General features: G+C 39.9%; 26 protein-coding genes. 20 read left to right on the forward strand and 6 right to left on the reverse strand.

Going from position 1 to position 25,379, the window contains the following annotated elements; translation table 11 throughout:
- Positions 1–12: 12 nt before the first annotated feature.
- The 4 genes from AC1Q8L_RS08925 (at position 13) to AC1Q8L_RS08940 (ending at position 6,625) form a co-directional block, all read left to right on the forward strand.
- Entirely contained in the window at positions 13–336 is a 324-nt protein-coding gene (locus tag AC1Q8L_RS08925) for a hypothetical protein (RefSeq protein ID WP_001110850.1), read from the forward strand.
- 116 nt (positions 337–452) lie between these two features.
- Positions 453–4,382, forward strand: coding sequence for a BclA-related collagen-like exosporium protein (locus tag AC1Q8L_RS08930; RefSeq protein WP_098311931.1), 3,930 nt, complete (start codon positions 453–455; stop codon positions 4,380–4,382).
- Positions 4,383–4,581: 199 nt separating this feature from the next.
- Positions 4,582–5,595 (forward strand): GTP 3',8-cyclase MoaA, encoded by a 1,014-nt coding sequence (gene moaA, locus AC1Q8L_RS08935; RefSeq protein WP_001157116.1) that lies wholly within the window; start codon positions 4,582–4,584, stop codon positions 5,593–5,595.
- 16 nt (positions 5,596–5,611) lie between these two features.
- Entirely contained in the window at positions 5,612–6,625 is a 1,014-nt protein-coding gene (locus AC1Q8L_RS08940) for a molybdopterin-synthase adenylyltransferase MoeB (protein WP_001158101.1), read from the forward strand.
- 37 nt (positions 6,626–6,662) lie between these two features.
- On the opposite strand, the gene moaC is transcribed toward AC1Q8L_RS08940, so the two are convergent.
- Positions 6,663–7,148, reverse strand: a complete 486-nt coding sequence (moaC, locus tag AC1Q8L_RS08945) for a cyclic pyranopterin monophosphate synthase MoaC (RefSeq protein ID WP_000094143.1) — start codon at positions 7,146–7,148, stop codon at positions 6,663–6,665.
- Positions 7,149–7,231: 83 nt separating this feature from the next.
- On the opposite strand from moaC, the gene moeA reads away from it, so the two are divergent.
- From moeA to AC1Q8L_RS08980, 7 genes are all read left to right on the forward strand, one after another.
- Positions 7,232–8,521, forward strand: coding sequence for a molybdopterin molybdotransferase MoeA (gene moeA, locus AC1Q8L_RS08950; RefSeq protein ID WP_000229700.1), 1,290 nt, complete (start codon positions 7,232–7,234; stop codon positions 8,519–8,521).
- Positions 8,491–9,006, forward strand: coding sequence for a molybdopterin-guanine dinucleotide biosynthesis protein B (mobB, locus tag AC1Q8L_RS08955; RefSeq protein WP_000513629.1), 516 nt, complete (start codon positions 8,491–8,493; stop codon positions 9,004–9,006). The genes moeA and mobB overlap by 31 nt, the downstream gene beginning before the upstream one ends.
- Positions 9,003–9,467 carry a molybdopterin synthase catalytic subunit MoaE gene (gene moaE, locus AC1Q8L_RS08960; RefSeq protein WP_000611226.1) on the forward strand — a complete coding sequence of 155 codons (465 nt, stop codon included), beginning with the start codon at positions 9,003–9,005 and terminating at the stop codon, positions 9,465–9,467. The genes mobB and moaE overlap by 4 nt, the downstream gene beginning before the upstream one ends.
- A gap of 2 nt (positions 9,468–9,469) precedes the next feature.
- Positions 9,470–9,703: a molybdopterin converting factor subunit 1 gene (gene moaD / locus AC1Q8L_RS08965; protein ID WP_000621776.1), complete on the forward strand. Its 234-nt coding sequence runs from the start codon at positions 9,470–9,472 to the stop codon at positions 9,701–9,703.
- A 93-nt stretch (positions 9,704–9,796) separates the two neighbouring features.
- Positions 9,797–10,210 carry a DUF3888 domain-containing protein gene (locus AC1Q8L_RS08970; RefSeq protein ID WP_000717656.1) on the forward strand — a complete coding sequence of 138 codons (414 nt, stop codon included), beginning with the start codon at positions 9,797–9,799 and terminating at the stop codon, positions 10,208–10,210.
- 78 nt (positions 10,211–10,288) lie between these two features.
- The gene (gene glcU, locus AC1Q8L_RS08975; protein ID WP_000350865.1) at positions 10,289–11,146 is read left to right on the forward strand and encodes a glucose uptake protein GlcU; all 858 of its coding nucleotides are present in this window, start codon (positions 10,289–10,291) and stop codon (positions 11,144–11,146) included.
- A 13-nt stretch (positions 11,147–11,159) separates the two neighbouring features.
- Positions 11,160–11,945 carry a glucose 1-dehydrogenase gene (locus AC1Q8L_RS08980; RefSeq protein ID WP_000286697.1) on the forward strand — a complete coding sequence of 262 codons (786 nt, stop codon included), beginning with the start codon at positions 11,160–11,162 and terminating at the stop codon, positions 11,943–11,945.
- A 72-nt stretch (positions 11,946–12,017) separates the two neighbouring features.
- Here AC1Q8L_RS08980 and AC1Q8L_RS08985 read toward each other — a convergent pair whose 3' ends face one another.
- Entirely contained in the window at positions 12,018–12,512 is a 495-nt protein-coding gene (locus AC1Q8L_RS08985; protein ID WP_000451446.1) for a CarD family transcriptional regulator, read from the reverse strand.
- Positions 12,513–12,765: 253 nt separating this feature from the next.
- Here AC1Q8L_RS08985 and AC1Q8L_RS08990 point away from each other — a divergent pair, with 253 nt between their 5' ends.
- Entirely contained in the window at positions 12,766–13,002 is a 237-nt protein-coding gene (locus AC1Q8L_RS08990; protein WP_000533807.1) for a DUF2553 family protein, read from the forward strand.
- 1 nt (position 13,003) lies between these two features.
- Positions 13,004–13,186 (forward strand): sporulation protein Cse60, encoded by a 183-nt coding sequence (locus AC1Q8L_RS08995; protein ID WP_000621751.1) that lies wholly within the window; start codon positions 13,004–13,006, stop codon positions 13,184–13,186.
- A 34-nt stretch (positions 13,187–13,220) separates the two neighbouring features.
- On the opposite strand, the gene AC1Q8L_RS09000 is transcribed toward AC1Q8L_RS08995, so the two are convergent.
- Complete coding sequence (locus tag AC1Q8L_RS09000; protein WP_000498987.1) at positions 13,221–13,448, reverse strand: DUF3973 domain-containing protein; 228 nt, start codon at positions 13,446–13,448, stop codon at positions 13,221–13,223.
- 421 nt (positions 13,449–13,869) lie between these two features.
- Here AC1Q8L_RS09000 and AC1Q8L_RS09005 point away from each other — a divergent pair, with 421 nt between their 5' ends.
- Together AC1Q8L_RS09005 and AC1Q8L_RS09010 are read left to right on the forward strand one after the other, a co-directional pair.
- Entirely contained in the window at positions 13,870–14,301 is a 432-nt protein-coding gene (locus tag AC1Q8L_RS09005) for an SRPBCC family protein (protein ID WP_000437768.1), read from the forward strand.
- Positions 14,302–14,625: an ArsR/SmtB family transcription factor gene (locus tag AC1Q8L_RS09010; RefSeq protein WP_000098837.1), complete on the forward strand. Its 324-nt coding sequence runs from the start codon at positions 14,302–14,304 to the stop codon at positions 14,623–14,625. It begins immediately after the preceding gene.
- A 28-nt stretch (positions 14,626–14,653) separates the two neighbouring features.
- Here the strand turns inward: AC1Q8L_RS09010 and AC1Q8L_RS09015 are convergent, their stop codons facing one another.
- Both AC1Q8L_RS09015 and AC1Q8L_RS09020 read right to left on the reverse strand, forming a co-directional pair.
- Positions 14,654–16,093, reverse strand: a complete 1,440-nt coding sequence (locus AC1Q8L_RS09015) for an MDR family MFS transporter (protein WP_001228030.1) — start codon at positions 16,091–16,093, stop codon at positions 14,654–14,656.
- Positions 16,094–16,338: 245 nt separating this feature from the next.
- Positions 16,339–17,610 (reverse strand): BaiN/RdsA family NAD(P)/FAD-dependent oxidoreductase, encoded by a 1,272-nt coding sequence (locus AC1Q8L_RS09020; protein ID WP_025118400.1) that lies wholly within the window; start codon positions 17,608–17,610, stop codon positions 16,339–16,341.
- Positions 17,611–17,904: 294 nt separating this feature from the next.
- Here AC1Q8L_RS09020 and AC1Q8L_RS09025 point away from each other — a divergent pair, with 294 nt between their 5' ends.
- Together AC1Q8L_RS09025 and AC1Q8L_RS09030 are read left to right on the forward strand one after the other, a co-directional pair.
- Positions 17,905–19,557, forward strand: coding sequence for a putative polysaccharide biosynthesis protein (locus AC1Q8L_RS09025; RefSeq protein WP_001284026.1), 1,653 nt, complete (start codon positions 17,905–17,907; stop codon positions 19,555–19,557).
- A gap of 41 nt (positions 19,558–19,598) precedes the next feature.
- Positions 19,599–20,327, forward strand: coding sequence for a pseudouridine synthase (locus AC1Q8L_RS09030; RefSeq protein ID WP_001234948.1), 729 nt, complete (start codon positions 19,599–19,601; stop codon positions 20,325–20,327).
- 79 nt (positions 20,328–20,406) lie between these two features.
- On the opposite strand, the gene AC1Q8L_RS09035 is transcribed toward AC1Q8L_RS09030, so the two are convergent.
- Positions 20,407–20,628, reverse strand: coding sequence for a DeoR family transcriptional regulator (locus tag AC1Q8L_RS09035; RefSeq protein WP_000805512.1), 222 nt, complete (start codon positions 20,626–20,628; stop codon positions 20,407–20,409).
- A gap of 357 nt (positions 20,629–20,985) precedes the next feature.
- Here AC1Q8L_RS09035 and pepV point away from each other — a divergent pair, with 357 nt between their 5' ends.
- The 3 genes from pepV to pulA all read left to right on the forward strand — a co-directional run bounded on the left by pepV (position 20,986) and on the right by pulA (position 25,362).
- The gene (gene pepV, locus AC1Q8L_RS09040; RefSeq protein ID WP_001274229.1) at positions 20,986–22,392 is read left to right on the forward strand and encodes a dipeptidase PepV; all 1,407 of its coding nucleotides are present in this window, start codon (positions 20,986–20,988) and stop codon (positions 22,390–22,392) included.
- Positions 22,393–22,511: 119 nt separating this feature from the next.
- Complete coding sequence (thpR, locus tag AC1Q8L_RS09045; protein ID WP_000373841.1) at positions 22,512–23,057, forward strand: RNA 2',3'-cyclic phosphodiesterase; 546 nt, start codon at positions 22,512–22,514, stop codon at positions 23,055–23,057.
- A 163-nt stretch (positions 23,058–23,220) separates the two neighbouring features.
- On the forward strand, positions 23,221–25,362 hold the full coding sequence (gene pulA / locus AC1Q8L_RS09050; RefSeq protein WP_000921759.1) for a type I pullulanase: 2,142 nt from the start codon (positions 23,221–23,223) through the stop codon (positions 25,360–25,362).
- The last annotated feature ends 17 nt before the right edge of the window (positions 25,363–25,379 follow it).

Below are 25,379 nucleotides of genomic sequence, written 5' to 3' on the forward strand. Positions count from 1 at the left end.
TAGAGTGTAATTATGCCTGCTCATATAAAAGAATTTGTTATTGTGAATAACACTGGAAATATATTTACCGGTGATAATTTGAGTGATACTTCATTTACTGCTTCGAAATCATATAGTGGTTCAATGGGGTGCACTTGGATTGATGTTGTTACAGTAATAGGGACGGAGACAAAGCTTTGTTTACAGCCGGGTGATTCGGTGACGACAACATATACAAGAGGCACTCCTGCTGGTACTGTAACAGGAATAAATATGGGGCAAAGTGTAAATGCATCGGGTATAGCACAAGCTGTCCCTAATACAGATAATATGGATTCAGTTGCTGGACTCCCTTAAGGAATTAAGGGAGTTTTTATTATTTAAAATAAAAATAGTCTTGGAAATTATTTTTGTAAATAGATTAAGAAGAGGTTTATTTATTATGAAAAAGACGGTTTGTAGGTGGTGAAAGTGTGAAGAAACGTGATAATAATGGGGGGCAAAATTCGTTAAGCTCTAATTTTAGAATTCCCCCCGAACTTATTGGGCCTACTTTCCCTCCTGTTCCAACTGGATTTACAGGTATAGGGATTACTGGCCCAACAGGTCCACGGGGTCCAACTGGTCCTCAAGGACCGAGAGGGTTACAAGGTCCGATGGGGGAGATGGGCCCGACAGGACCTCAAGGTGTGCAAGGGATACAAGGATCAGTTGGGCCAATAGGTGCAACTGGACCAGAAGGACAGCAGGGGCCACAAGGATTGAGAGGACCACAAGGAGAAACTGGAGCGACAGGACCTCAAGGGGTGCAAGGGTTACAAGGTCCGATTGGTTCAACGGGAGCGACTGGGGCACAAGGTATACAAGGGATACAGGGATTACAGGGGCCAATTGGAGCGACGGGACCTGAGGGACCTCAAGGAATTCAAGGCGTCCAAGGGTTACCGGGTGCAACTGGTCCACAAGGAATACAAGGAGCACAAGGGATACAAGGAACACAAGGACCGAGTGGAAATACAGGTGCAACCGGAGCGACTGGTCAGGGGATAACAGGTCCGACGGGAGTAACCGGTCCAACAGGGATCACTGGCCCGTCAGGAGGACCTCCTGGTCCGACGGGGCCGACTGGTGCGACAGGTCCGGGTGGTGGACCAAGTGGAAGTACAGGTGCGACTGGAGCAACGGGGAATACTGGGGCTACAGGAAGTACAGGGGTAACAGGAGCAACGGGAAGTACAGGTCCGACTGGAAGCACGGGAGCACAGGGCTTGCAAGGAATCCAAGGGATTCAAGGGCCAATTGGGCCAACAGGTCCAGAAGGTCCGCAGGGTATTCAAGGTATTCCTGGTCCGACGGGAGTAACTGGTGAACAAGGAATACAAGGAGTTCAAGGTATTCAAGGGGCAACGGGAGCAACAGGGAATCAAGGTCCACAAGGAATACAGGGGGCTATAGGGCCTCAAGGGGCCACAGGAGCAACAGGAGATCAAGGTCCACAAGGAATCCAAGGAGTACCAGGGCCATCAGGAGCAACAGGCCCACAGGGAGTTCAAGGGATACAAGGTCCGATGGGTGATATAGGACCAACAGGTCCAGAAGGCCCAGAGGGACTTCAGGGCCCGCAAGGAATCCAAGGTGTGCCAGGGCCAGTTGGAGCAACGGGTCCAGAGGGTCCTCAGGGGATACAAGGTATTCAAGGACCGGTAGGAACAACAGGCCCACAAGGTCCACAAGGAATACAGGGAATACAAGGTGTGCAAGGGATAACGGGAGCAACTGGAGTACAAGGAGCAACTGGAATTCAAGGGATACAAGGGGAAATAGGAGCAACGGGTCCAGAGGGTCCCCAAGGAGTGCAAGGTGCTCAAGGGGAGATTGGTCCAACAGGTCCGATGGGTCCCCAAGGTGTGCAAGGAGTACAAGGAATTCAAGGAGCGACGGGCGCACAAGGAGTGCAAGGTCCACAGGGAATTCAAGGAATCCAAGGTCCGACGGGGGCAACAGGAGATACAGGAGCAACAGGTGCGACAGGGGAAGGCACTACAGGCCCAACAGGAGTAACCGGTCCAACAGGGGTAACAGGCCCATCTGGAGGACCAGCAGGACCGACCGGCCCAACGGGGCCATCAGGTCCGGCGGGAGTAACTGGTCCATCTGGTGGACCACCTGGCCCGACAGGAGCAACAGGTGCGACAGGAGTAACAGGAGATACTGGGGCGACAGGCTCAACTGGAGTGACAGGAGCGACAGGAGAAACGGGAGCAACCGGAGTGACGGGTTTGCAAGGTCCGCAAGGAATCCAAGGTGTGCAGGGAGAGATAGGTCCGACGGGTCCCCAAGGTGTTCAAGGTCCCCAAGGAATTCAAGGAGTAACGGGGGCCACTGGAGATCAAGGTCCGCAAGGGATTCAAGGCCCACAAGGCGACATAGGTCCAACCGGCCCACAAGGAATTCAAGGCCCACAAGGTTCTCAAGGAATCCAAGGAGCGACAGGGGGAACAGGAGCACAAGGTCCACAGGGAATCCAAGGTCCGCAAGGTGACATAGGTCCGACTGGGCCACAAGGTCCAACTGGAATCCAAGGGATACAAGGAGAGATAGGTCCAACAGGTCCAGAAGGCCCAGAGGGACTTCAGGGCCCGCAAGGAATCCAAGGTGTGCCAGGGCCAGTTGGAGCAACGGGTCCAGAGGGTCCTCAGGGGATACAAGGCATTCAAGGACCGGTAGGAGCAACAGGCCCACAAGGTCCACAAGGAATACAGGGAATCCAAGGTGTGCAAGGGATAACGGGAGCAACTGGAGCACAAGGAGCAACAGGAATTCAAGGGATACAAGGGGAAATAGGAGCAACGGGTCCAGAGGGTCCCCAAGGAGTGCAAGGGATACAAGGGGCGATTGGTCCAACAGGTCCGATGGGCGCACAAGGAGTGCAAGGAATACAAGGGATTCAAGGAGCAACAGGTGCACAAGGAGTGCAAGGCCCACAAGGGATTCAAGGGATACAAGGTCCGACGGGAGCAACAGGAGATACGGGGGCAACCGGAGCGACGGGAGAAGGAACTACCGGTCCAACAGGAGTAACCGGTCCAACAGGGGTGACTGGCCCGTCAGGAGGACCAGCAGGACCGACCGGCCCAACGGGGCCATCAGGTCCGGCAGGAGTGACAGGTCCATCAGGTGGACCACCTGGCCCGACAGGAGCAACAGGTACGACAGGAGTAACAGGAGATACCGGGGCGACAGGCTCAACTGGAGTGACAGGAGCGACAGGAGCAACGGGAGCAACCGGAGTGACGGGTTTACAGGGTCCGCAAGGAATCCAAGGTGTTCAAGGAGAGATAGGTCCAACCGGTCCACAGGGTATTCAAGGTCCCCAAGGAATCCAAGGAGTAACGGGGGCAACTGGAGCACAAGGTCCCCAAGGAATTCAAGGCCCACAAGGCGACATAGGTCCAACCGGCCCACAAGGAATTCAAGGTCCACAAGGTCCTCAAGGAATCCAAGGAGCGACGGGGGCAACTGGGGCACAAGGCCCACAGGGAATCCAAGGTCCGCAAGGTGACATAGGCCCGACCGGCCCACAAGGCCCCCAAGGAATTCAAGGCCCGCAAGGAATTCAAGGTCCAACGGGAGCTACAGGAGCAACCGGAGCGACAGGTCTCCAAGGAATTCAAGGCCCACAAGGAATCCAAGGCCCGCAAGGAATTCAAGGTCCAACGGGAGCTACAGGAGCAACCGGAGCGACAGGTCCACAAGGAATTCAAGGTCCACAAGGAATCCAAGGCCCACAAGGAATTCAAGGCCCAACGGGAGCTACAGGAGCAACCGGAGCGACAGGTCCACAAGGAATCCAAGGTCCAGCGGGGGCAACTGGAGCAACGGGTTCACAAGGTCCAACTGGGGATACAGGTCCAACAGGTTCACAAGGGATTCAAGGTCCAACTGGTCCAACAGGAGCTGGAGCAACCGGAGCCACAGGAGCGACTGGAGTTAGTACAACTGCAACGTATGCGTTTGCGAATAATACATCAGGAACCGCTATTTCCGTTTTATTAGGTGGTACGAACGTACCATTACCGAACAATCAAAATATTGGCCCAGGAATAACCGTTAGTGGTGGAAATACTGTATTTACAGTTGCGAATGCAGGAAACTATTATATAGCCTATACAATTAATTTAACGGCAGGTTTACTTGTAAGTTCTCGTATAACTGTAAATGGCAGTCCGCTTGCGGGAACGATAAATGCCCCGACAGTCGCTACTGGTTCATTTAGTGCAACAATAATCACTAACTTGCCTGCTGGAGCTGCTGTTAGCTTACAGTTATTTGGAGTAGTTGCAGTAGCTACATTATCTACGGCAACGCCAGGGGCTACTCTAACTATTATTAGATTAAGTTAATAAGCAGAAAACCTTGAAACTTTTATGTTTCAAGGTTTTTTATCCTTGTATTTGTAAGTAAACCTCGTTAACCAGGGGGAGTGGATACCCTCTAATTATTTAAAGTTTCACTTTATTCACTTGAGCAAAAACATCGCAGTTCGAAAATATATTATAATAGAATGAAAAGAAAGAAATTTGGCAGAAAGGGAGGGTGGCGATGCAGGAGATGGTTAAAGATTTTTTTGGACGCCCACTTCAAGATTTACGTATATCTGTCATTGATCGTTGCAATTTTAGATGTACATATTGTATGCCAGCGGAAATATTTGGGCCAGAATATGCTTTTTTGAAAGACGAGTTTTTACTAACTTTTGATGAAATTGAGCGTTTGGCAAAATTATTTGTTAGCATCGGTGTACGGAAAATTAGACTTACTGGCGGTGAGCCACTGCTTCGTAAAGATTTAACAAAACTTATTGCACGTCTTGTGAAAATTGATGGGCTAATAGATATAGGGTTAACGACAAATGCTATTCATTTAACGAAACAAGCGAAGGCATTAAAAGAAGCTGGATTACATAGAGTGAATGTTAGTTTAGATGCGATAGATGATGACATATTTAAGAATATTAATGGTCGAAATATTAATACGAAACCGGTAATTAAGGGAATTATAGCAGCTAAAGAGGCGGGACTGGAAGTAAAGGTAAATATGGTTGTGAAAAAAGGGATGAACGATCATCAAGTACTTCCGATGGCTGCGTATTTTAAAGAGCAAGGAATCACGCTTCGGTTTATTGAGTTTATGGATGTTGGTAGTACAAATGGGTGGAATTTTGATCAAGTCGTTACAAAACGAGAATTAATTGAGATGATTCATAAGGTGTATCCGCTTGAGCCGGCTGAAGCGCATTACTTTGGTGAAGTTGCGAAGCGATATCGGTATGTTGGAACAAATGTTGAAGTTGGTTTTATTACATCTGTCTCTGAGTCATTTTGTGCCTCTTGTACGAGGGCGAGAATTTCGGCAGATGGAAAGTTTTATACGTGCTTATTTGCGACAGAGGGTTTGGATGTAAGAGAACTTCTTAGAGGAAATCTTTCGGATGAGGAGTTATTAAGTGTTATACAAGATGTATGGATGAATAGAAAAGATAGGTATTCGGATGAACGAACAGAAGAAAGTGCAAAAAATCGTCCGAAAATCGAAATGTCTTATATAGGAGGATAAGAAAGGGGGCTATCGCATGCAGGAGCGATATTCAAGACAAATATTATTTTCTGGTGTTGGAGAAGAAGGACAGAGAAAAATAAGAGAGAAGCATGTGCTTATTATTGGTGCTGGTGCTCTCGGTGCGGCAAATGCAGAAGCGATTGTTAGAGCAGGGGTTGGAAAAGTAACGATTGCTGATCGGGATTATGTAGAATGGAGTAATTTACAAAGACAACAACTATATACGGAAGAAGATGCAAAGCAGTATAAACCGAAGGCGATAGCGGCTGCAGAACATTTACAAGCAATTAATTCTGAGGTGGAAATAAATCCTGTTGTGACAGATGTAACGGTGCAAGAAATGGAAGAATTAGTGAATGATGTAGATTTAATATTAGATGCGACAGATAATTTTGAAACGCGTCTTCTCATTAATGATATTTCACAAAAGTATAATATTCCGTGGATATATGGTGGGTGCGTCGGGAGTTACGGAGTAACGTATACAATTTTACCAGGGAAAACACCGTGTTTTCGCTGTTTAATGGAGCATCCGGCGAGCGGAGCAACATGTGACACAGCTGGTATTATACAACCGGCAGTACAATTAGTAGTTGCGCATCAAACTACGGAAGCGCTGAAAATATTAGTAGAAGACTACGGAGCGCTTCGTGAAACGATGTTATCGTTTGATCTTTGGAATAATCAACAGATGGCATTTAAAGTGAATAGGCAGAAAAAAGATACCTGTTTATCTTGCGGAAGGTTACGTACATATCCGAGTTTAACATTTGAAGCACAAACAAAAACAGAAGTGTTATGTGGGCGAAATACAGTACAAATTCGTCCAGGTGTGCGGAAGAATTTTAATTTGGAAGAAATTAAAAAGCGCTTACAAAGAAGTGTAGAGATAAAGGCGACACCTTATTTATTATCATTTCCGGTAGAAGAATATCGTTTTGTCTTATTTACAGATGGCAGGGCGTTTATTCATGGGACGAATGATATGAATGTAGCGAAAAGTTTGTATGCAAGATATATAGGTTGAACCTAAAGGAAATCCTTTAGGTTCAACGGAGAGAGGATTATGAATTTCTCGTATAATCTCCACTTTTTCCACCTGTTTTTTCAAGTAAGTACGTCTCACCGATAATCATACCTTTATCGACAGCTTTACACATATCATACACAGTAAGAGCGGAAGCGGAAGCAGCTGTTAAAGCTTCCATTTCAACACCGGTGCTACCTTCTGTTTTAACTTTTACTTCAATGAGTAAACGATATTGTTCTTCTGATTGTTTCCAATCGAAAGAAACGTCAACACCTTTTAATAATAAAGGATGGCACATTGGGATAATATCAGAAGTACGTTTCGCAGCCATAATGCCTGCAATTTGCGCAACTGCTAATACGTCACCTTTCCCAATTTCATTGTGAGAGATTTTATCGTAAATTTCTTTCGTAACGACAATGCTAGAGCACGCAATTGCTGTTCGAACGGTTGCTTTTTTGTCGCTTATATCAACCATTTTTGCGCGTCCTTGGTCATTAAAATGTGTAAATGAAGACATGGAATTCCTCCTTGAAGTAATTTCTATTGAATACATAAAGTTTAATCGAGATAAAAAAAATTGCAAATATGAGGTGAGAAACGATGGTAGAAAAACGAATTCCAATTCAAGTTGCTGAGGCGGTAGAACGGGTAATGAAATATGCGAAGCATGGTGAAGTAGAAGAAATTTCTATTACGGAAAGTTACGGGAGAATTCTCGGGGAAGATGTTGTCTCAGATCATGACGTTCCTCATTTTGATCGTTCCCCTTACGACGGTTTCGCCATTCGAGCAGAAGATACGAAAGGAGCAACCCAAGAGAATCCAATTGAATTTGAAGTAATAGGAGAAATCGGGGCGGGTTCTGTTTTTTTAGAAGAAGTAGGAGCTTTTAAGGCGATTCGCATTATGACAGGAGCAGCTATTCCAGAAGAATGTAATGCAGTCGTAATGCTCGAGCTGACAGAAGGGTTTGAGAAGAACGGGAAAACATATATGAAGTTAAAACGCCCTTTTAATAACGGTGACAATGTGTCGTTTAAAGGAGAAGATATAAAACAAAATCAAGTTCTCGTTAAGAAAGGTGTTGCAATTAATCCAGGTGTTGCGGCCTTACTAGCAACGTTTGGATATAGTACTGTGAAAGTTGTAAAACAGCCTGTTGTTGGTATTGTAACGACAGGAAGTGAATTATTAGAAGTACATGAGCCGTTACAGCCGGGGAAAATTAGGAATAGTAATTCGTATATGATAGCAGCTCAAATTATGAAAGCTGGCGGGAAAGTTCGTTATTATGGTCAACTCGCCGATGAGCTAGATGCATGTTTTACAGCTGTTCAATCAGCGATAGATGAGGTCGACATTTTAATTACAACAGGCGGTGTATCAGTAGGAGATTATGACTACTTACCAGCTATTTATGAAAGGTTACAGGCGAATGTACTCTTTAATAAAATAGCGATGAGACCGGGAAGTGTAACGACAGTAGCTGAAGTTGATGGAAAGTTACTTTTCGGTTTATCAGGAAATCCGTCTGCTTGTTATGTAGGCTTTGAATTATTTGTGCAACCAATTATAAAAACATATTTGTATGCGAAGGAACCTCACGTATATAGAGCGGATGCTATTTTACAAAAGGATTTTTCAAAGCCAAATCCATTTACTCGTTTCGTAAGAGCGAACGTAACAATTGTGGACGGGGCGTTACAAGCGATGCCGGTTGGTTTAGATAAATCGAGTGCGGTATCTTCACTTGCAGATGCGAATGCTTTTATCGTGTTACCTGGAGGAACGAGAGGATTTGAGACTGGGATGAAAGTATCCGTATTATTGTTAGAGCACTCTGAGGGATGTGATTGGCCATGGGCAAAGCCCCTTCAATCTTACAAATAGTAGGATATCAAAATAGCGGAAAAACGACACTTGTAGAGAAAATTGTGCATGTGTTAGCTGAAAGTGAAATGAAAGTTGCTACAATTAAACATCACGGGCACGGAGGTTTTCCAGAAGTAGCGCAAAAAGATAGCGAAAGACACCGTAAAGCTGGTGCTGTCGTAAGTAGTGTAGAAGGTGCTGGATTGCTTTCACTTTCTTCACTAAGAAAGAAATGGTCCTTGCAAGAAATTATTCGCTTATATGAGTTTTTTGGAGTGGATACAATTTTAATAGAGGGCTATAAAAAAGAGAACTACCCGAAAGTAGTGTTACTTCGTTCTGCGGAAGACGTTGAACTTTTACATGAAGTAGAAAATATAGTGGCAATTATTACGTGGTATGATGTCCCGGTAAATATACGAGAAGAATATAAAGTATTTCATATAACAGAAGAAGAGTTGTACATAGACTGGTTTTTACAAATGGTTAGGAGTGCGAAATGATAAATACATATTATGAAGTAATTGATACAGAAATCTCGATTGAAGAGGTAACGAAGAAAGTAATTCGACGTGAATGCGGTGCTGTTACAACATTTATTGGAACGGTTAGAGAGTTTACGAAAGGCCGTCGTACATTATACTTAGAGTATGTTGCTTATAAGACGATGGCAGAAAAGATGCTAGAGAAAATTGGTCTGGAAGTGAAAGAGAAATGGCCAGGTACATATGTTGCGATTACACATCGCATCGGTACGTTGCAAATTTCTGATATAGCGGTTGTTGTTGCTGTTTCAACACCACACCGTAAAGCGGCTTATGAAGCGAACGAATATATTATGGAACGCATAAAACAAATTGTTCCGATTTGGAAAAAGGAGTTTTGGGAAGATGGTGACTCATGGATTGGTGATCAATTAGAAAAAACACCATATCCGGCGGGAGAGCCTGGGAAGGAGCTATAAGTATGATTAGAGTATTGTTATTTGCGCACTTGCAAGAAGAAGCAGGGACAAGTGAATTACAAATAGAGAAAGAAAATATTACAGTTGCACAGTTAAAAGATGTTGTTGCGAAAGAATATAATGTACCAGTTTCAGAGCCAATTATGGTTGCGATTAATGAAGAATACGCAAATGAAGATGACAGGGTCCAAGATGGTGATGTGGTTGCACTTATACCACCAGTGAGCGGTGGTTAATATTGGATTCCTTAAAACGACTTTCCTAAGTAGGGGAAGTCGTTTTTTTATGGCGTTTTTGAGAACACTAACTTATAGGATAAGGAGGACGTTATGAAAAAAATATGTGTAATTATTACAGCGATATGTTCTATCTTTTTCTCTTCTCCAAGCGATTCTTTCGCGAAAGAATCAAGAGAACAGCTTTTAGAGAGTGCGTTATTGAATAGGTACTATTCGGTTATTAGACAAGTGACAGAAGATCAATATGAATGTGATGCAGTTATAAATATAAAGCGTCTCGGCAGGAAAGATGAATTTGTACCTAGATTTGAAGTGACGCTACAATTTCTTACATTTCAAGGGGCGCATAATCCTCCAAATGACAAAGTTACACTTACTTTAGAGGATTATTTAGATCATATAAAGGTAAAAAATGTGGAGCGAGAAAAAAATGTTTCTAATGATGTTGTAGAAAAGATTTGTGCTCGCAAAAAAGAAAAAATGAAAGCTCATTCTAATGATTGAGAGCGGTAACTTATTCCGCTATTTGCGGGATGATTAAAGTTTCAATTTATAACATTTTACAGAGAAAGGTAATGGGCGATGGATATATTTTTAGCAATTTTACCAGCTATATTTTGGGGGAGTATTGTGTTATTTAACGTAAAACTGGGCGGGGGACCGTATAGTCAAACGCTTGGAACAACGTTTGGAGCACTTATTTTCTCAATTGTTGTTTATATTTTTATGAAGCCAGTATTAACACCTACTGTGATTGGGGTTGGAGTTGTGTCAGGTTTATTTTGGGCGCTTGGTCAGGCGAATCAATTGAAAAGTATTGATTTAATGGGCGTTTCGAGGACGATGCCAATTTCAACAGGACTTCAATTAGTTGCGACGACTTTATTTGGCGTTATCGTATTTCATGAATGGTCCACGACAATATCGGTCGTCCTTGGGATTTTAGCGCTCGTTTGTATTATTGTCGGTGTTATTTTAACATCACTTCAAAGTGAAGAAGAAAAGAATGCAGAGCAAGCAGCAAATTTTAAAAGAGGTATCATAATTTTATTAATTTCAACAGTCGGTTATTTAGTTTACGTAGTAGTGATTAGACTATTTAACGTAGATGGTTGGTCAGCTTTATTACCACAAGCAGTTGGTATGGTATTAGGAGGGATTTTGCTTACCTTTAAACATCATCCATTCAATAAATATGCAATCCGAAATATTATTCCAGGATTAATTTGGGCAGCTGGAAATATGTTTTTATTCATTTCGCAGCCGCGTGTTGGAGTCGCAACAAGTTTCTCGCTATCGCAAATGGGGATTATTATTTCCACGCTTGGTGGGATCCTTATATTAGGTGAAAAGAAAACGAAACGCCAATTAACGGGTATCGTTGTCGGTATCGTTTTTATTATTGCAGCCGGAATTATGTTAGGTATAGCAAAAAGTTAAAGGAGGTATTGAAATGTATAGTGATTTAGAAGGAAAAGTGGTCGTTATTACAGGATCAGCAACTGGTCTTGGTAGGGCGATGGGAGTAAGGTTTGCTAAGGAAAAAGCGAAAGTGGTTATTAATTATCGCTCACGAGAATCAGAAGCAAATGATGTGTTAGAAGAAATTAAAAAGGTAGGCGGAGAAGCGATTGCTGTAAAAGGTGATGTAACCGTCGAATCAGATGTTGTGAATCTCATTCAATTTGCTGTGAAAGAATTTGGTACGCTCGACGTTATGATTAATAATGCAGGGATAGAAAATGCAGTACCATCGCATGAAATGCCACTTGAAGATTGGAATAAAGTAATCAATACAAATTTAACAGGTGCTTTCTTAGGAAGTAGAGAAGCGATTAAATATTTTGTAGAACATGACATTAAAGGGTCTGTCATTAATATGTCTAGTGTTCATGAGAAAATTCCGTGGCCACTATTTGTGCACTATGCAGCGAGTAAGGGTGGCATTAAACTGATGACAGAAACGTTAGCGCTAGAATATGCGCCAAAAGGTATTCGAGTAAATAATATAGGACCAGGTGCAATTAATACGCCGATCAATGCAGAAAAATTTGCTGATCCTAAAAAACGTGCTGACGTAGAAAGTATGATACCGATGGGCTACATTGGAAAACCAGAAGAAATTGCAGCAGTAGCAACTTGGCTCGCTTCTTCAGAGGCGAGTTATGTAACGGGCATTACGCTATTTGCAGATGGTGGAATGACGTTATATCCATCGTTTCAAGCTGGGCGTGGGTAATATAAAAGGACGAAGAGATAAAACTCTTCGTCCTTTTTTTTACAAAAAAAATAGCGGCCAGCTATTTTAAATTTAGTGATTAATTGTATCTTGAAGAAATTCTGTTGCTTGATGTTCAGTAACATTTTGTACGAGCGCGACTTCGCTGATCATCATTTTTCGTGCATTATCTAGCATTTGTTTTTCGCTCGCATTTAATGTTCTCTCTTTATTACGGCGAAGTAAATCACGAACCACTTCTGCGCTATCTTGTAAATTGCCATTTTTCATTTTTTCCATATTCATTGTATATCTTTGTTTCCATGAGAGTGATGGGTCTGACTCCCCGTTTTGAAATTCAAGAAGTATATCATCTAACGTACCTCGATCAACGATATAACGAATACCCGATTTTTTTAATTGTTCCATCGGAAGCATTACTTGCATATCTTTACTAATGATGCGTATCACACAATATTGACGTGAAGTACCTAATATTTCTTTCTCTTCAATTGCTTCGATAATTCCTGCACCGTGCATTGGATAAACGATTTTATCACCAATTTGAAACAAATCATCCACCTCCATATGTGGTAACCACTTTTAATGATAGCATACGTATGTAAAAATGTCAAATTTTATATAATAACATAATATTTATATTCGAGTCAATAAGATAAAGTGCTTTTTTATGTTTTTTTTTGGACCTTATTTATAGTGATTTTTTTAGAAAAATAGTACAGGTGAAGAAAGAAGGCATATCCACTTATTTTTAAGCATAAAATGTAAAAGCGCTAATACAATATACCTAAATCCGTTCTTTGCAAAGGAGGGAGAGAAGGTGGGGCGCACAATAAAAATTGATATTACAAATAAAGTTGTAGCTAAATTTAGATCAAATTATTTGGAATTATATACGAGTAAATTTATGATAGGTAAGTTTTATGTCTATACTGAAGATAAAGAATATGTGTTAGAAGACGGATATATATATGAGAATGGAAAGTTTTATCGCATCATAGATACGCACCGTGGCAATAATCAAGCGGCGGAGGGCTGCGATCTAGGACGGTGTTAACATGATTCGTGTGAAAGTGTTTGATGAAAGTCACGAAAAAGACTTAGAAGATGCTGTAAATGTTTTTTTGAAAAAGATTGATGATAGCAACTTTGTAGATATTAAATATCAAGTTGGTGTTTCCATTAACGACGATGAAAACCAAATTTATTGTTTTTCAGCAATGATCGTTTATAAAGCATAAAAAAGAGCTGGCTCACCCAGCTCTTTTTTATGTTTTATGTTGGGACAACATGTGTCGGTAATACGTTCATAATAGATGGGGGTGTGCCTAATTTCTTTGTCGTTAAAAGAGGCTCCCCTGTTTCATGATTTTGGGCATCTTTACACATACCAAGGTGATAACGATCACCTAAAAATGGATCAATATAAAAACCATTTTTGAATACTTTATCATTTGGATGTTTTTCATGGTGAATATCAGAGCAGTTAATGCAATAGAACATAGCGTTCAACCCCTTTTTATTTTGTTTGAAAAAAGTGAGTCGGTAGTCATTTCGCTCCTAAGGAAATGTTGAGGAGAAGAGAAATAACTACCTACTCAAATGGTGGGCATATTCCTTCTGATTTGTCATATCTCGCGTATTGTCCCTGAGGGAAGGAGGAGAGACGAAGTACGCATGATATAAGTAAGGCGCTTCTTTCAATATGAATGATGGAGTTTCATGTTGAGAGAAGTTTTTATTTTGTATTGCCTTTGTGAGTATATTATGAGGAAATGCTAAGAGGGTGTTTGTCCTGTTGAAAAAATGTTGAGAATTTCTCAACAGTAAAAGAATTAACGTTGACATGAAACCAAAAGGTGTTATATTATCGAAGTGAAACCAAAAGGTGTTATGTTATAACGCCGAGTAAAGGAGAATGAACATGGAACAACAAAATACATTAAATGATATTAAACAAACAATCGTTTTTAACGCGTCTATTCAAAAGGTATGGAGTGTAGTATCAACTGCAGAAGGGATTGCGTCATGGTTTATGCCAAATGATTTTGTATTAGAGGTAGGACATGAATTTCATGTGCAATCGCCATTTGGGCCATCACCATGTAAAGTGTTAGAAATTGATGAGCCAAACCATTTATCTTTCTCATGGGATACAGATGGCTGGGTTGTTTCATTTAATTTGAAAGACTTAGGAGATAACAAAACAGAATTTACGTTAATTCACGGCGGCTGGAAACATCCTGATGAAATTCTTCCGAAAGCGAAAGCGAAGAGCTCTATTATTCGCGATAGAATGAGCGGTGGTTGGGTAGCGATTGTAAATGAAAAACTGAAAAAGGTTGTCGAAGGCTAAGTGTCCTCGTCAGCAGCGAAATATGATGTATTTCAAGCAATTGCTGATCCAACCCGCCGAGAAGTAATACGGTTATTAAGTGACAAAGAGTTACCGATTTCCAAAATAACGGATCATTTTCCGATGAGTCGTACTGCGGTTGTAAAGCACCTTCATATTCTTTCGGAAGCGAATTTAGTAAGTGGAAGAAAAAGCGGAAGAGAGAAGATATATCGTTTGCATCCAGAACCATTAGAAGAATTACAACAGTGGCTCTCGTATTATGAACGTTTTTGGGATAATAAATTATCCATGCTGAAACATATTGTGGAGAATGAAGAATAAAAAAGGGTGACCAAAATGGTCATCCTTTTTATTGTTGCTCACTTGTTTGTGTAGCTGGCTTTAATAAAAGCCAAGCAATAATTAATGTAAATACTGCTAATACGAAAGTGCTCATATAAATGACGTGTACGCTTGATGCTAATGCGGATTGTGATTCGGTTACTACGTTTGCTGTAGTACCGCCATGTCCACCAGATACAAGATCAAGATTTTTAATACCACGTGCGTGAATCATCGTATTAAAGATTGTACCGAATATTGCAGCACCTAACGTTTGACTAAATGTATTAATAAATGTATTTAAACCAACAGCTGTCCCGCGTGTATGAGCTGGCACGGCTGCTTGAATTGTTACCATGTAAATCGGTGTCACAAGCCCCATTCCTAAGCCGAATAATCCGACTGCTACATAAATAAGGAACGATGGTGAATTTGTTGATAGTGTAAATAATAAGAACGTAGCAACTGATAAGATGCTAGCTCCAAGTAAAATAATTTGTTTCGTTTTTAACTTGCCAACTAAGTTACCCGAGAACATAGCACCAAATGTCCACATAACAGGAATTGGCATTAAAATGAGTCCAGCTTCTGTTGCATTTTTTCCTAAAACACCCTGGCTCCAAATTGGAAGATACACAGTAATACTAATAATCATTGCGCCAGCAATAAGAGTTAATATATTTATCGTAGATAATGTACGGTTAGAGAAAAGTGCTAGCGGAATTAATGGTTCCGGAGATTTTTTCTCGATGAATAAGAAAATAATAAATGAAACGACGGCGAAAATTAATAGGCCGATAATTGTTATGTCTCCCCAGTTTTGCTTACTGCTACCTGTTAATAATGCATATAGTAGAGCGATTGTACTTAATGAGAAGACTGTTGCACCAAGATAATCGATATGATGTTTAGCAGGTTTAATAGATTCTTTGTAGTAAATTACAATCATTAAGCAAGCGATAATTCCGAATGGGACGTTTAAGAAGAAAATATAACGCCAAGAAAGAGAATCAACTAAAAATCCACCTACTAACGGTCCGATAACACCGGATACACCCCAAACGGCACTCATCCAACCTTGTGCTTTCGCGCGGTCTTTCGCTTCGCTATATAAGTCTCCAATAATCGTCATTGTGATTGGCATAACAGCACCAGCACCGATACCTTGAAGCGCGCGGAAGAAAATTAATTGTTCCATCGATGTAACGACTCCGCAAAGTGCAGAACCGACTAAAAAGATTGTAGCCCCGATCAGTAAAACCTTTTTACGACCAAATAAATCAGCGAGCTTTCCGTATATTGGAGTCGAAACAGCTGTTGCAAGCATATAAATTGCATATACCCAACTAACAAGTTCGACGCCTGACAAATCACTCGTTATACGAGGGATTGCTGTACTAACAATCGTTCCTTCTACCGCAGAAAGAAACGTCATTAACATTAAAGACATCATGACTTTTTTTCTCATTTGTTTTCCCCTTACCCTTTTTTAAATATTCAACAATATAAAATATAAAGGTACTAAGGTATATAAAGCAACAAAAAAGCAATGGAAAGTTACATGGAGCAGATGTTTGTCGCTTCTTGTCGGTAAGTCGATATATTTGAGAAATCGCCGATATAAGTTGTAGAATCGCTGATAAATTTGGAAAATCGCCGATAATGATTTCATGGCAATATTAAAAAAAGAAACAGGAATCCCTGTTTCTTTTTTTAATATTGCATTTTCGCGTTTTCTCCAGCTGTCGTTCCAGCAATTCTACCAGTAACAAGGGCTGATGTAATATTATAGCCACCAGTATAACCGTGGATATCAAGAACTTCTCCGCAGAAATATAAGCCGTTCGTAAATTTAGAAGACATTTCTTTCGGATTAATTTCTTTCACGGATACACCTCCGCCAGTAACGAATGCTTTTTCAATTGACTGCGTACCATTTACATTCACAGTAAACTCTTTAAAGTCTTTCACAAGTGCACGAATCTTTTCGTGAGAAACTTGTCCAGCTTGTTCACTACCGTCAATTTCATTTTTTTCTAATAAGAATAGGAAGTAACGTTCAGGGACATAACCTTTTAAAACGTTTTTAATTCCTTTTTTCGGATCTTCTTTCATTTGTTTCAGCATGCGCTGAAATAATTGCTCACTATTTTCCTCTGGCAATGCATCAATACTCATTTGTATTGTGTTCGTTTTAAACTTTTTCAGTGCTTTCACGACGAATTGACTACAGCGAAGAGCAGCAGGACCAGATAGGCCAAAATGAGTGAAGAGCATGTCCATTTTGTGAGAAATGATAGCTTTTCCTTTCGGGTTTAATACGCTTAAGTTTATATCACGTAAAGCAAGACCTTGTAATGAGCGATCACGTATAAACGGCTCGTTTGACAGGATAGGTACTTCTGTTGGGAATAATTCTGTAATTGTATGACCTGCTTTTTCAGCCCAAGCGTATCCGTCTCCAGTCGAACCAGTTTGAGGAACAGATTTTCCGCCAACAGCGATAACGACGTGATTTGTTTCTAACACTTCGCCTGTTTGTAGTACAACTGCTTTCGTTTGGCCGTTTTCATATTCAATCGTTTCAACAGGTGTATTTGTACGGATTTTTACACCTAAGTTTTTTAATCGTGTTAAAAGTGCGTCTACAACAGATTGCGCTTTGTTTGACACAGGGAACATGCGACCGTGGTCTTCTTCTTTCAATTTAACACCAAGATTTTCGAAGAATGTAATAATATCTTCATTATTAAAAATAGAAAAAGCGCTGTATAAGAAGCGACCGTTTCCTGGTATATGTTTAACAATTTCATCAAGTGGTAGACGGTTTGTTACGTTGCAGCGTCCGCCACCAGAAATCGCAAGTTTACGCCCAAGTTTATTTCCTTTATCAAGAAGTAAGACATTTGCGCCTTCTTCTGCAGCACCAATTGCAGCCATTAGCCCAGAAGGACCGCCGCCGATGACAATAACATCATAATGCATAATATATCGACCTCATTTTCTACATTTCCTGCCTAAAAGAATAGCATGTTTTCCCTTAAAAGAAAAATAGAGTGAAGTACTGCTTAATGAGAGAATTGTGGTACAATACAAAAGTTAGAGTTCAGCACTATCCTGCTATTTGTAGGCGATAAGACTAAAACCTCAAGATTTAGGAGAAGTAAATAGGGAGTCTGTTAGCCTGTAAATGCTCGAATGGTTCAACTAATAAGGAGTAGGAGAGAAGTCTCCAACTAATTATAGTTTCACTTTATGTAGATGTAGGAGGATTTTTGTATGTCCGATTCGAAATTTCTGCGCGGAACGCTTATTGTTACGCTAGGGACATTTTTAGTAAAGTTCTTAGGCATGATTTACGTCTTTCCGTTTCATGCATTAGTAGGCACAGAAGGCGGAACGCTCTATACATATGGATACATTCCATATACGATCTTTTTAAGTATCGCAACGGCAGGTGTGCCGCTTGCTGTTTCAAAATTTGTTTCCAAATATAATGCGCTTGGCGATTATAAAACGAGCCGGAGAATGTTCCGCTCGGGAATGGTTATGATGATAGTAACAGGAGTTCTTTCGTTCCTAGTACTGTACATGACGGCGCCATTGTTTGCAGAAGCGATGCTTGGTAAACAAAGTATACACAATAATGTAGGAGAAGTTACGACGATCATTCGTCTTGTAAGTTTCGCACTTATTGTTGTACCAGCAGCGAGTTTAATTCGTGGTTATTTCCAAGGTCACCAGTCTATGGGACCAACTACCGTTTCACAAATTATTGAACAAATTATTCGTATCGTCTTTTTATTAGCTGGTAGTTTTATCGTTATTAAAGTACTTGGCGGTACAGTTGCAACAGCAGTTGGAGTAGCGACGTTTGCTGCGTTCGTTTCAGCGGTTGGAGCACTCGGTGTGTTAATTTGGTACTGGTTAAAACGTAAAAAATATTTGGATCAATATTTAATTGAACAAACTGTACCAGAATCAACAGTAAGTACCGTTCAGTTGTTTAAAGAGTTATTCGCATATGCGATTCCTTACGTTGTAATTGGGTTAACAATTCCTTTATATCAACAAATTGATACATTGACATTTAACTCAATTATGCAGGCGATTGGTCAAGGTGATATCGCAGAGCGAGCGCTTGGTATTTTCACAATGTGGACGCATAAGTTAATTATGATTCCTGTATCACTTGCAACAGCGTTTAGTTTAACGCTTGTACCAGCAATTACAAAATCATTTACTGAAAAACAATACCGCTATTTGAAATTACAAATTACACAAACATTCCAAGCAAATATGTTTTTAACATTGCCAGCAGTTATCGGTATTTCAACACTTGCATATCCAATTTACACTGCTTTCTATGACTCAGATCCATTAGGTGGACAAGTATTAATGTGGTATGCACCAGTTGCATTGTTATTTGCTTTATTTACAGTAACAGCGGCAATTCTTCAAGGGATTAATCAGCAAAAGCATGCGATTGTCGCGCTTATTATGGGTGTTATTTTGAAATTTGTATGTAACGTAATCTTTATTCGTTATTTCGGTACAGTAGGAGCAATTCTAGCGACCGCAGTTGGTTTCTTAGCTTCTGTTTGGTATACAAATCGACAAATTAAAAAATACGCACACTATTCATTCGGTGTTGTATATAAAAGAACATTCCAAATTGCAGTACTAACACTTATAATGGTCGTTGCTGTAAAACTATCACAATGGCTTCTATCCTTCATGATTTCGCCTGATGGCCGTATTGGTGCTCTTATAACAGTTGCGATTTGTGCAGGTATTGGCGGTCTTGTTTACGGATTGTTAGCAATTCGCACAGGAGTACTTGAAAGAGTATTTGGCGGAGAAGCATTAGATAAAATTCAACGTAAACTTGGTAGTAGATTTAAAATAAAGTTGAAATCAAGAGGGGCGTAATTACGTCCCCTTTTCTATGATAAATAAAGAAGGTGAAAAACGTGAGATTAGATAAATTATTAGCGAATATGGGATATGGAAGTAGAAAAGAAGTAAAGAAATTATTGAAAGATGGCGTTGTGAAAATTGATGGAACGCCAGTAAAAGATGCGAAAGTTCATGTAAATGTAGAAGAGCAAGAAGTTATGATTCACGGTGAAGTTGTGGAATACAAAGAGTTTGTTTACTTAATGATGCATAAACCACAAGGTGTTATTTCAGCGACGGAAGATGATAATCATGAAACAGTAATAGATTTATTAGAATTAGAAGATGCAATCTTTGATCCGTTCCCAGTTGGACGACTTGATATCGATACGGAAGGTTTCTTATTGATAACAAATGATGGGAAGTTATCACATCAATTATTATCTCCGAAAAAGCATGTGCCGAAAAAATATTATGCACACGTTGCAGGAGTAGTAACAGAAGAGGATGTAAAAGAGTTTGCTAAAGGTGTTATTTTAGACGATGGCTATGAAACAAAGCCAGGTGCGCTTACAATATTGAAAAGCGATGATATTTCTGAAATTGAGCTTGTGATTACGGAAGGAAAATTCCATCAAGTGAAGCGTATGTTTGAAGCGGTAGGGAAAAAAGTAGTCTACCTAAAAAGAACGGAGATGGGTCCGTTAGTATTAGATGAAGAACTAGAACTTGGACAATACCGAGAGCTAACAGATGAAGAAGTAGAAATGTTAAGAACATATCAAGTAGATACTGAAAAGTAGTACCTTTATAGGTGCAGAAAAAACCCCTTTCTAATAGTTAGAAAGGGGTATGTATTTATTTACATACAATTATTTTTCGTTATGAGGTCATTCTCACTTTCTTTCCTGTTGTTGTCCACTTACCGCGGCAAGGGCTATACACGAGTTCATTAAACTGCAACACATTTAGATCACGTTGTATCGTTCGCGGTGTGATCCCGAACTCATCTACAAGGTCTTTCGTCGTTACCGTTCCGTTTTCATTGATGTACATATAAATTGATTTAATGCGTGTTAGCATACGAGTAGTTGTAGGTTTCAAGAGAAAACCACTCCTCTACTAGTTTTTTTGACCCCATTCAGGAAAGAAGGTCGTTACTACCATTGTACTCTACATGATAAAATTCATGCTTTAATCTACTTAAATTTTACAAAAGTTTAACAAATATTTATATAGAAAAATATTGGTAGTTGACATTGTATATATGGTCAGTCAACTAACACATAAAATTCTACGTAAAACGCCAAATTCCTGCAAATTTTTTTGAAAAAATAAAAGAAAAACTAATAAGAAATGTCTGAAATATTACAATTGTTCGGTATTTAGTTTTCGTGTATGGCATAAGGGATTTCGGTTTGCTATGATGAAAGAGATAATATAGTGAAGGATGGATGCGTGATGTCAGCGATTAATTGGACTGAAGAAGTTGCAAAACGAAAAGATGATTTAATTCGTGATACACAACAATTTTTACAAATTAAAAGTGTATGGGAAGAAGAATCCGCGAAAGAAGGCGCACCATTCGGTGAAGGTGTAGAAAAAGCGCTATCTTTCATGTTACATAAAGGAGAAGCTGAAGGTTTTGCTTCTAAAAATTTAGAAGGATATGCAGGTCATCTTGAAATGGGACAAGGAGAAGAGTTAGTAGGTATTCTTTGTCACGTTGATGTTGTGCCAGAAGGAGATGGCTGGACGACTCCTGCGTATAGTGCGGATATTCGCGACGGAAAGATTTTTGCACGTGGTGCAATTGACGATAAAGGCCCAACGATGGCAGCATATTATGCGATGAAAATTGTGAAAGAATTAGGCTTACCTCTTTCAAAACGTGTTCGTATGATTATAGGAACAGATGAGGAAAGCAATTGGAAATGTGTAGATCACTACTTTAAAAACGAAGAAATGCCAACAATCGGTTTTGCACCAGATGCAGACTTTCCAATTATTAATGCAGAAAAAGGAATTTCTGATATACAAGTTGTGCAAAATGATAGTGAAGAGAAAAAAGGTACATATGAACTTGTTTCATTTGATTCAGGGCGCCGTTTAAATATGGTTCCTGATTTTGCAGAAGCGGTTATTACAGGAGAAGATGTAAATGCACTTACAGTAGCATATGAAGAGTATTTACAAACTGCTAAAAAAATAGGGAAATCGACTATAGAAGGCAATACAGTGACGTTGCAAATAGAAGGAATTTCAGCGCACGGATCTACTCCTGAAAAAGGAGAAAATGCAGGTTTATTATTAGCAAACTTCTTAACTACAGTTTCACTTGATGGAAAAGCAACTGCATTTGCGACATTTGCAACAGAAACATTTACTGGTGATATTTTTGGTGAAAAAGCTACTATTGCTTATAAAGATGAAATTAGCGGTCCATTAACAGTGAATGTTGGTCGCCTTTCTTATACGAAAGAGAATGGTGGTAATTTAGGATTAAACGTACGTTACCCAGTTACGACTAACTTTGAAGAAATGATTGCAAAGTTAAAAGAATATGTAGGTACGTATGGATTTGCAGTAGTAGACTATTCTAACTCTCGTCCGCATCACGTTGATAAAGATCACGAGTTAATTCGTACGTTGCAACGTGTATATGAGGAACAAACAGGTGAAAAAGCTGAATTGTTAGCAATCGGCGGAGGTACTTATGCTCGCTCATTAAAAGCTGGTGTGGCATTTGGACCGCTATTCCCTGGAAAAGAAGAACTTGCGCATCAAAAAGATGAGTACATTGAAATTGAAGACTTATTAAAAGCAACAGCAATTTATGCGCAAGCAATTCATGAACTAGCGAAGTAAAGTGAAACTTTAATCGCCGATATATGAATAATGACCGCTCTCTACTTTAGAGGGCGGCTTCTTTTTAATTGAATGAGATAAGAAAGAAAAGAAACAATAGAAAGAAGGAGACGGTGTACATGGATAGGCATTATTTTGTCGCAATTACTTTACCAAATCATATAAAAGAAGTGCTGTCTAACTATAAAGAGGATACGAATGAGGAATTACCATTTCGCTCGTGGGTACATAAGGAAGATTATCATATTACCCTTTCCTTTTTAGGAGGTGCGACAGAAGAACAGTTAAAAGGGATAAAGAATGGATTACAAACACTTACAAAAACAAAAGAACTATCGTTCACGTTACAAGGTTTTTCAACGTTTGGTAGAGAAGATCAGCCCCGTATTTTTTGGGCGAAGGTAAGTGAGAATCACGATTTGTTTCAGTTGCAAAAGCAAGTACATGCCATTTGTGAAGAAAATGGATTTTCTCTAGAAACACGCCCATATCATCCGCATATTACTGTTGCTCGTAAATGGATAGGAGAAGAAAAGTTTCATTTAGAAAGTATAAAAGAAGTCCCTGAAATATCATTTCAAGCAGATACAATTACTTTATACGAATCCCACGTGAAAGAAACCCCGAAGTATAAATCGATTGCTGAAATAAAATTACAAAAATAGAATGGTGAAAACGTTTTTTATGCAGGTGAATATACTATAGAGAAGAATGGAGTTACTGTATAGAGTCTTGTTGATAAGAAAAGCCTTATCATTTGCAGCTCATTTTATCTCGCTCATTAAAGTTTCACTTTATTTTAACTTTGAGAATGATGGTGATTTTTTTATGTTGAAAGTAAAACGTCCATTTGATGCCTATTTAGATGAAATGAATAAAATTACAATTTTGCTCCCACATGCGTATGGAACAAGTCGGACATTTCGTTTGCAAGAAGGAAGTAATGTGAAAGATTTACCGATTGCTCATACGATTGCGCTTCCAGATGCAACGAAGTATGAGTGCTTTATAGAAGAGCCGCTAGATGTGGGAAAGTATTATACAGTACGAGATGAACGGAATGAAGAAACGGATTTACAAATAGGTGCTGTTATTCGAACAACAATTTTCGATGAAAAGTATTATTACGAAGGTACAGATTTAGGTGCTGTGTATCAAAAAGAAGAAACGACATTTAAAGTATGGGCCCCAACTGCAAGGCTTGCGAAAGTAAGAATTTATAAGAGCGATAAAGAATATGCCGATCATGAAATGTACAGGGGAGAAAACGGAGTTTGGATTCAAACATTACAAGGTGATTTAGACGGAGCGCGCTATACATTTCTTGTTTGTATTAATTTAATATGGAACGAAGCTGTAGATCCTTATGCAAAGTCGGTGACGGTAAACGGAAAACACGGTGTTGTTATCGATTTAGAAAAAACGAATGTAACAAGAAGAGAAGGATTACCACCATTACAATCAATGACAGATGCCATATTGTATGAACTGCATATTCGTGATGCGACTATACATCAAAATAGTGGAGTGATTCAAAAGGGAACATATAAAGGATTGATGGAAGAGGGAACAACAGGACGGAACGGGACTTTAACAGGGTTGTCTCATATAAAAGATTTAGGTGTTACACATGTTGAACTATTACCGTTATATTGTTTCGGTGGTGTAGATGAGGCGAATCCTTCATCTGCCTATAATTGGGGGTATAATCCATTATATTACAATGCACCAACAGGATTTTATGCTACAAATCCCTCTGATCCGTATAACAGGATAGTAGAGTGTAAACAGTTGATCGAGACATTTCATGAGCATGGCATTAGGGTAATTATAGATGTTGTATATAATCATGTTTATGAAAGAGAGCTATCATCATTTGAAAAGCTTGTTCCAGGATACTATTTTCGTCATGGTGAAGATGGTATGCCTTCTAATGGGACGGGAGTCGGAAATGATATAGCATCTGAACGGAAAATGATGAGGAAATTCATTGTAGAGTCTATTTTATATTGGCTTACTGAATACAATGTCGATGGATTCCGATTCGACTTAATGGGAATTTTAGATGTTGATACAATGAATATGATAGAAAAAGAAGTGCGAAACATAAAACGAGATGCTTTGTTATTAGGAGAAGGATGGGATTTACAAACACCGCTTCCTCGTGAGGAAAAAGCAACGTTAAATAATGCGAAGAAAATGCCACATATGGCGCAGTTTAATGATCAATTTCGTGATGGGATAAAAGGGAGTACATTTCATATAAATAAGCGTGGTTTTGCATTTGGTGGGCATGTAGACTGTAATCATTTGCAGTATATTGCAGCAGGAAGTCTTTTAAGTATGAAAGAAACAGGGCTGTTTCTAGAGCCGGCGCAAAGCATTAACTATGTAGAATGTCATGATAATATGACGATGTGGGATAAACTAGTGCGCAGTAATGAAGAATCAGAAGCGATTTTGAAAAAACGTCACCTGCTAGCGAGCGCAATGGTTATTTTTTCACAAGGTATTCCTTTCTTACATGCAGGACAAGAGTTTTATCGTACGAAGAAAGGAAATGAAAATAGCTATAATGCAAATGATGAGATCAATCAATTAGATTGGGATCAAAAAGAGAAAGAAATAGAGACCGTTAACTATATAAAAGGTTTAATTGCGATTCGTAAAGAGCATGGGGCATTCCGATTACAAAACGCAGACCTTATAAAAAAACATATGACTTTTTTACAAACATCTACAGAAGTACTTGCATATCACCTAGAGCATGCAGAATCGTTTGGGCCGTGGAAAGAGATTGTCGTTTTATTTAATAGCGGTTTAGAAGCTAAAACTGTGCAACTTCCGAAAGAAGAAACGTGGCATGTGATAGTAGACGAAAAGCAAGCGAAAATAGAGCCAATTTCTTCATTTAGAGGAAAGGAACTTAGGCTCGCTCCAATTAGCACGTATATATTGACGATAATGTGACAAATCGCTACTTGACG

The organism is Bacillus sp. GW823-FHT06A11, from assembly GCF_058795355.1.

What these genes read in the sequence shown, in the direction of transcription:
- AC1Q8L_RS08925 (WP_001110850.1), top strand. Translation starts at nt 13, where the DNA reads ATGCCTGCTCATATAAAAGAATTTGTTATTGTGAATAACACTGGAAAT.
- moaA (WP_001157116.1), top strand. Translation starts at nt 4,582, where the DNA reads ATGCAGGAGATGGTTAAAGATTTTTTTGGACGCCCACTTCAAGATTTA.
- AC1Q8L_RS08940 (WP_001158101.1), top strand. Translation starts at nt 5,612, where the DNA reads ATGCAGGAGCGATATTCAAGACAAATATTATTTTCTGGTGTTGGAGAA.
- moaC (WP_000094143.1), bottom strand. Translation starts at nt 7,148, where the DNA reads ATGTCTTCATTTACACATTTTAATGACCAAGGACGCGCAAAAATGGTT.
- moeA (WP_000229700.1), top strand. Translation starts at nt 7,232, where the DNA reads ATGGTAGAAAAACGAATTCCAATTCAAGTTGCTGAGGCGGTAGAACGG.
- mobB (WP_000513629.1), top strand. Translation starts at nt 8,491, where the DNA reads ATGGGCAAAGCCCCTTCAATCTTACAAATAGTAGGATATCAAAATAGC.
- moaE (WP_000611226.1), top strand. Translation starts at nt 9,003, where the DNA reads ATGATAAATACATATTATGAAGTAATTGATACAGAAATCTCGATTGAA.
- moaD (WP_000621776.1), top strand. Translation starts at nt 9,470, where the DNA reads ATGATTAGAGTATTGTTATTTGCGCACTTGCAAGAAGAAGCAGGGACA.
- AC1Q8L_RS08970 (WP_000717656.1), top strand. Translation starts at nt 9,797, where the DNA reads ATGAAAAAAATATGTGTAATTATTACAGCGATATGTTCTATCTTTTTC.
- glcU (WP_000350865.1), top strand. Translation starts at nt 10,289, where the DNA reads ATGGATATATTTTTAGCAATTTTACCAGCTATATTTTGGGGGAGTATT.
- AC1Q8L_RS08980 (WP_000286697.1), top strand. Translation starts at nt 11,160, where the DNA reads ATGTATAGTGATTTAGAAGGAAAAGTGGTCGTTATTACAGGATCAGCA.
- AC1Q8L_RS08985 (WP_000451446.1), bottom strand. Translation starts at nt 12,512, where the DNA reads ATGGAGGTGGATGATTTGTTTCAAATTGGTGATAAAATCGTTTATCCA.
- AC1Q8L_RS08995 (WP_000621751.1), top strand. Translation starts at nt 13,004, where the DNA reads ATGATTCGTGTGAAAGTGTTTGATGAAAGTCACGAAAAAGACTTAGAA.
- AC1Q8L_RS09000 (WP_000498987.1), bottom strand. Translation starts at nt 13,448, where the DNA reads ATGTTCTATTGCATTAACTGCTCTGATATTCACCATGAAAAACATCCA.
- AC1Q8L_RS09005 (WP_000437768.1), top strand. Translation starts at nt 13,870, where the DNA reads ATGGAACAACAAAATACATTAAATGATATTAAACAAACAATCGTTTTT.
- AC1Q8L_RS09015 (WP_001228030.1), bottom strand. Translation starts at nt 16,093, where the DNA reads ATGAGAAAAAAAGTCATGATGTCTTTAATGTTAATGACGTTTCTTTCT.
- AC1Q8L_RS09020 (WP_025118400.1), bottom strand. Translation starts at nt 17,610, where the DNA reads ATGCATTATGATGTTATTGTCATCGGCGGCGGTCCTTCTGGGCTAATG.
- AC1Q8L_RS09025 (WP_001284026.1), top strand. Translation starts at nt 17,905, where the DNA reads ATGTCCGATTCGAAATTTCTGCGCGGAACGCTTATTGTTACGCTAGGG.
- pepV (WP_001274229.1), top strand. Translation starts at nt 20,986, where the DNA reads ATGTCAGCGATTAATTGGACTGAAGAAGTTGCAAAACGAAAAGATGAT.
- thpR (WP_000373841.1), top strand. Translation starts at nt 22,512, where the DNA reads ATGGATAGGCATTATTTTGTCGCAATTACTTTACCAAATCATATAAAA.
- pulA (WP_000921759.1), top strand. Translation starts at nt 23,221, where the DNA reads ATGTTGAAAGTAAAACGTCCATTTGATGCCTATTTAGATGAAATGAAT.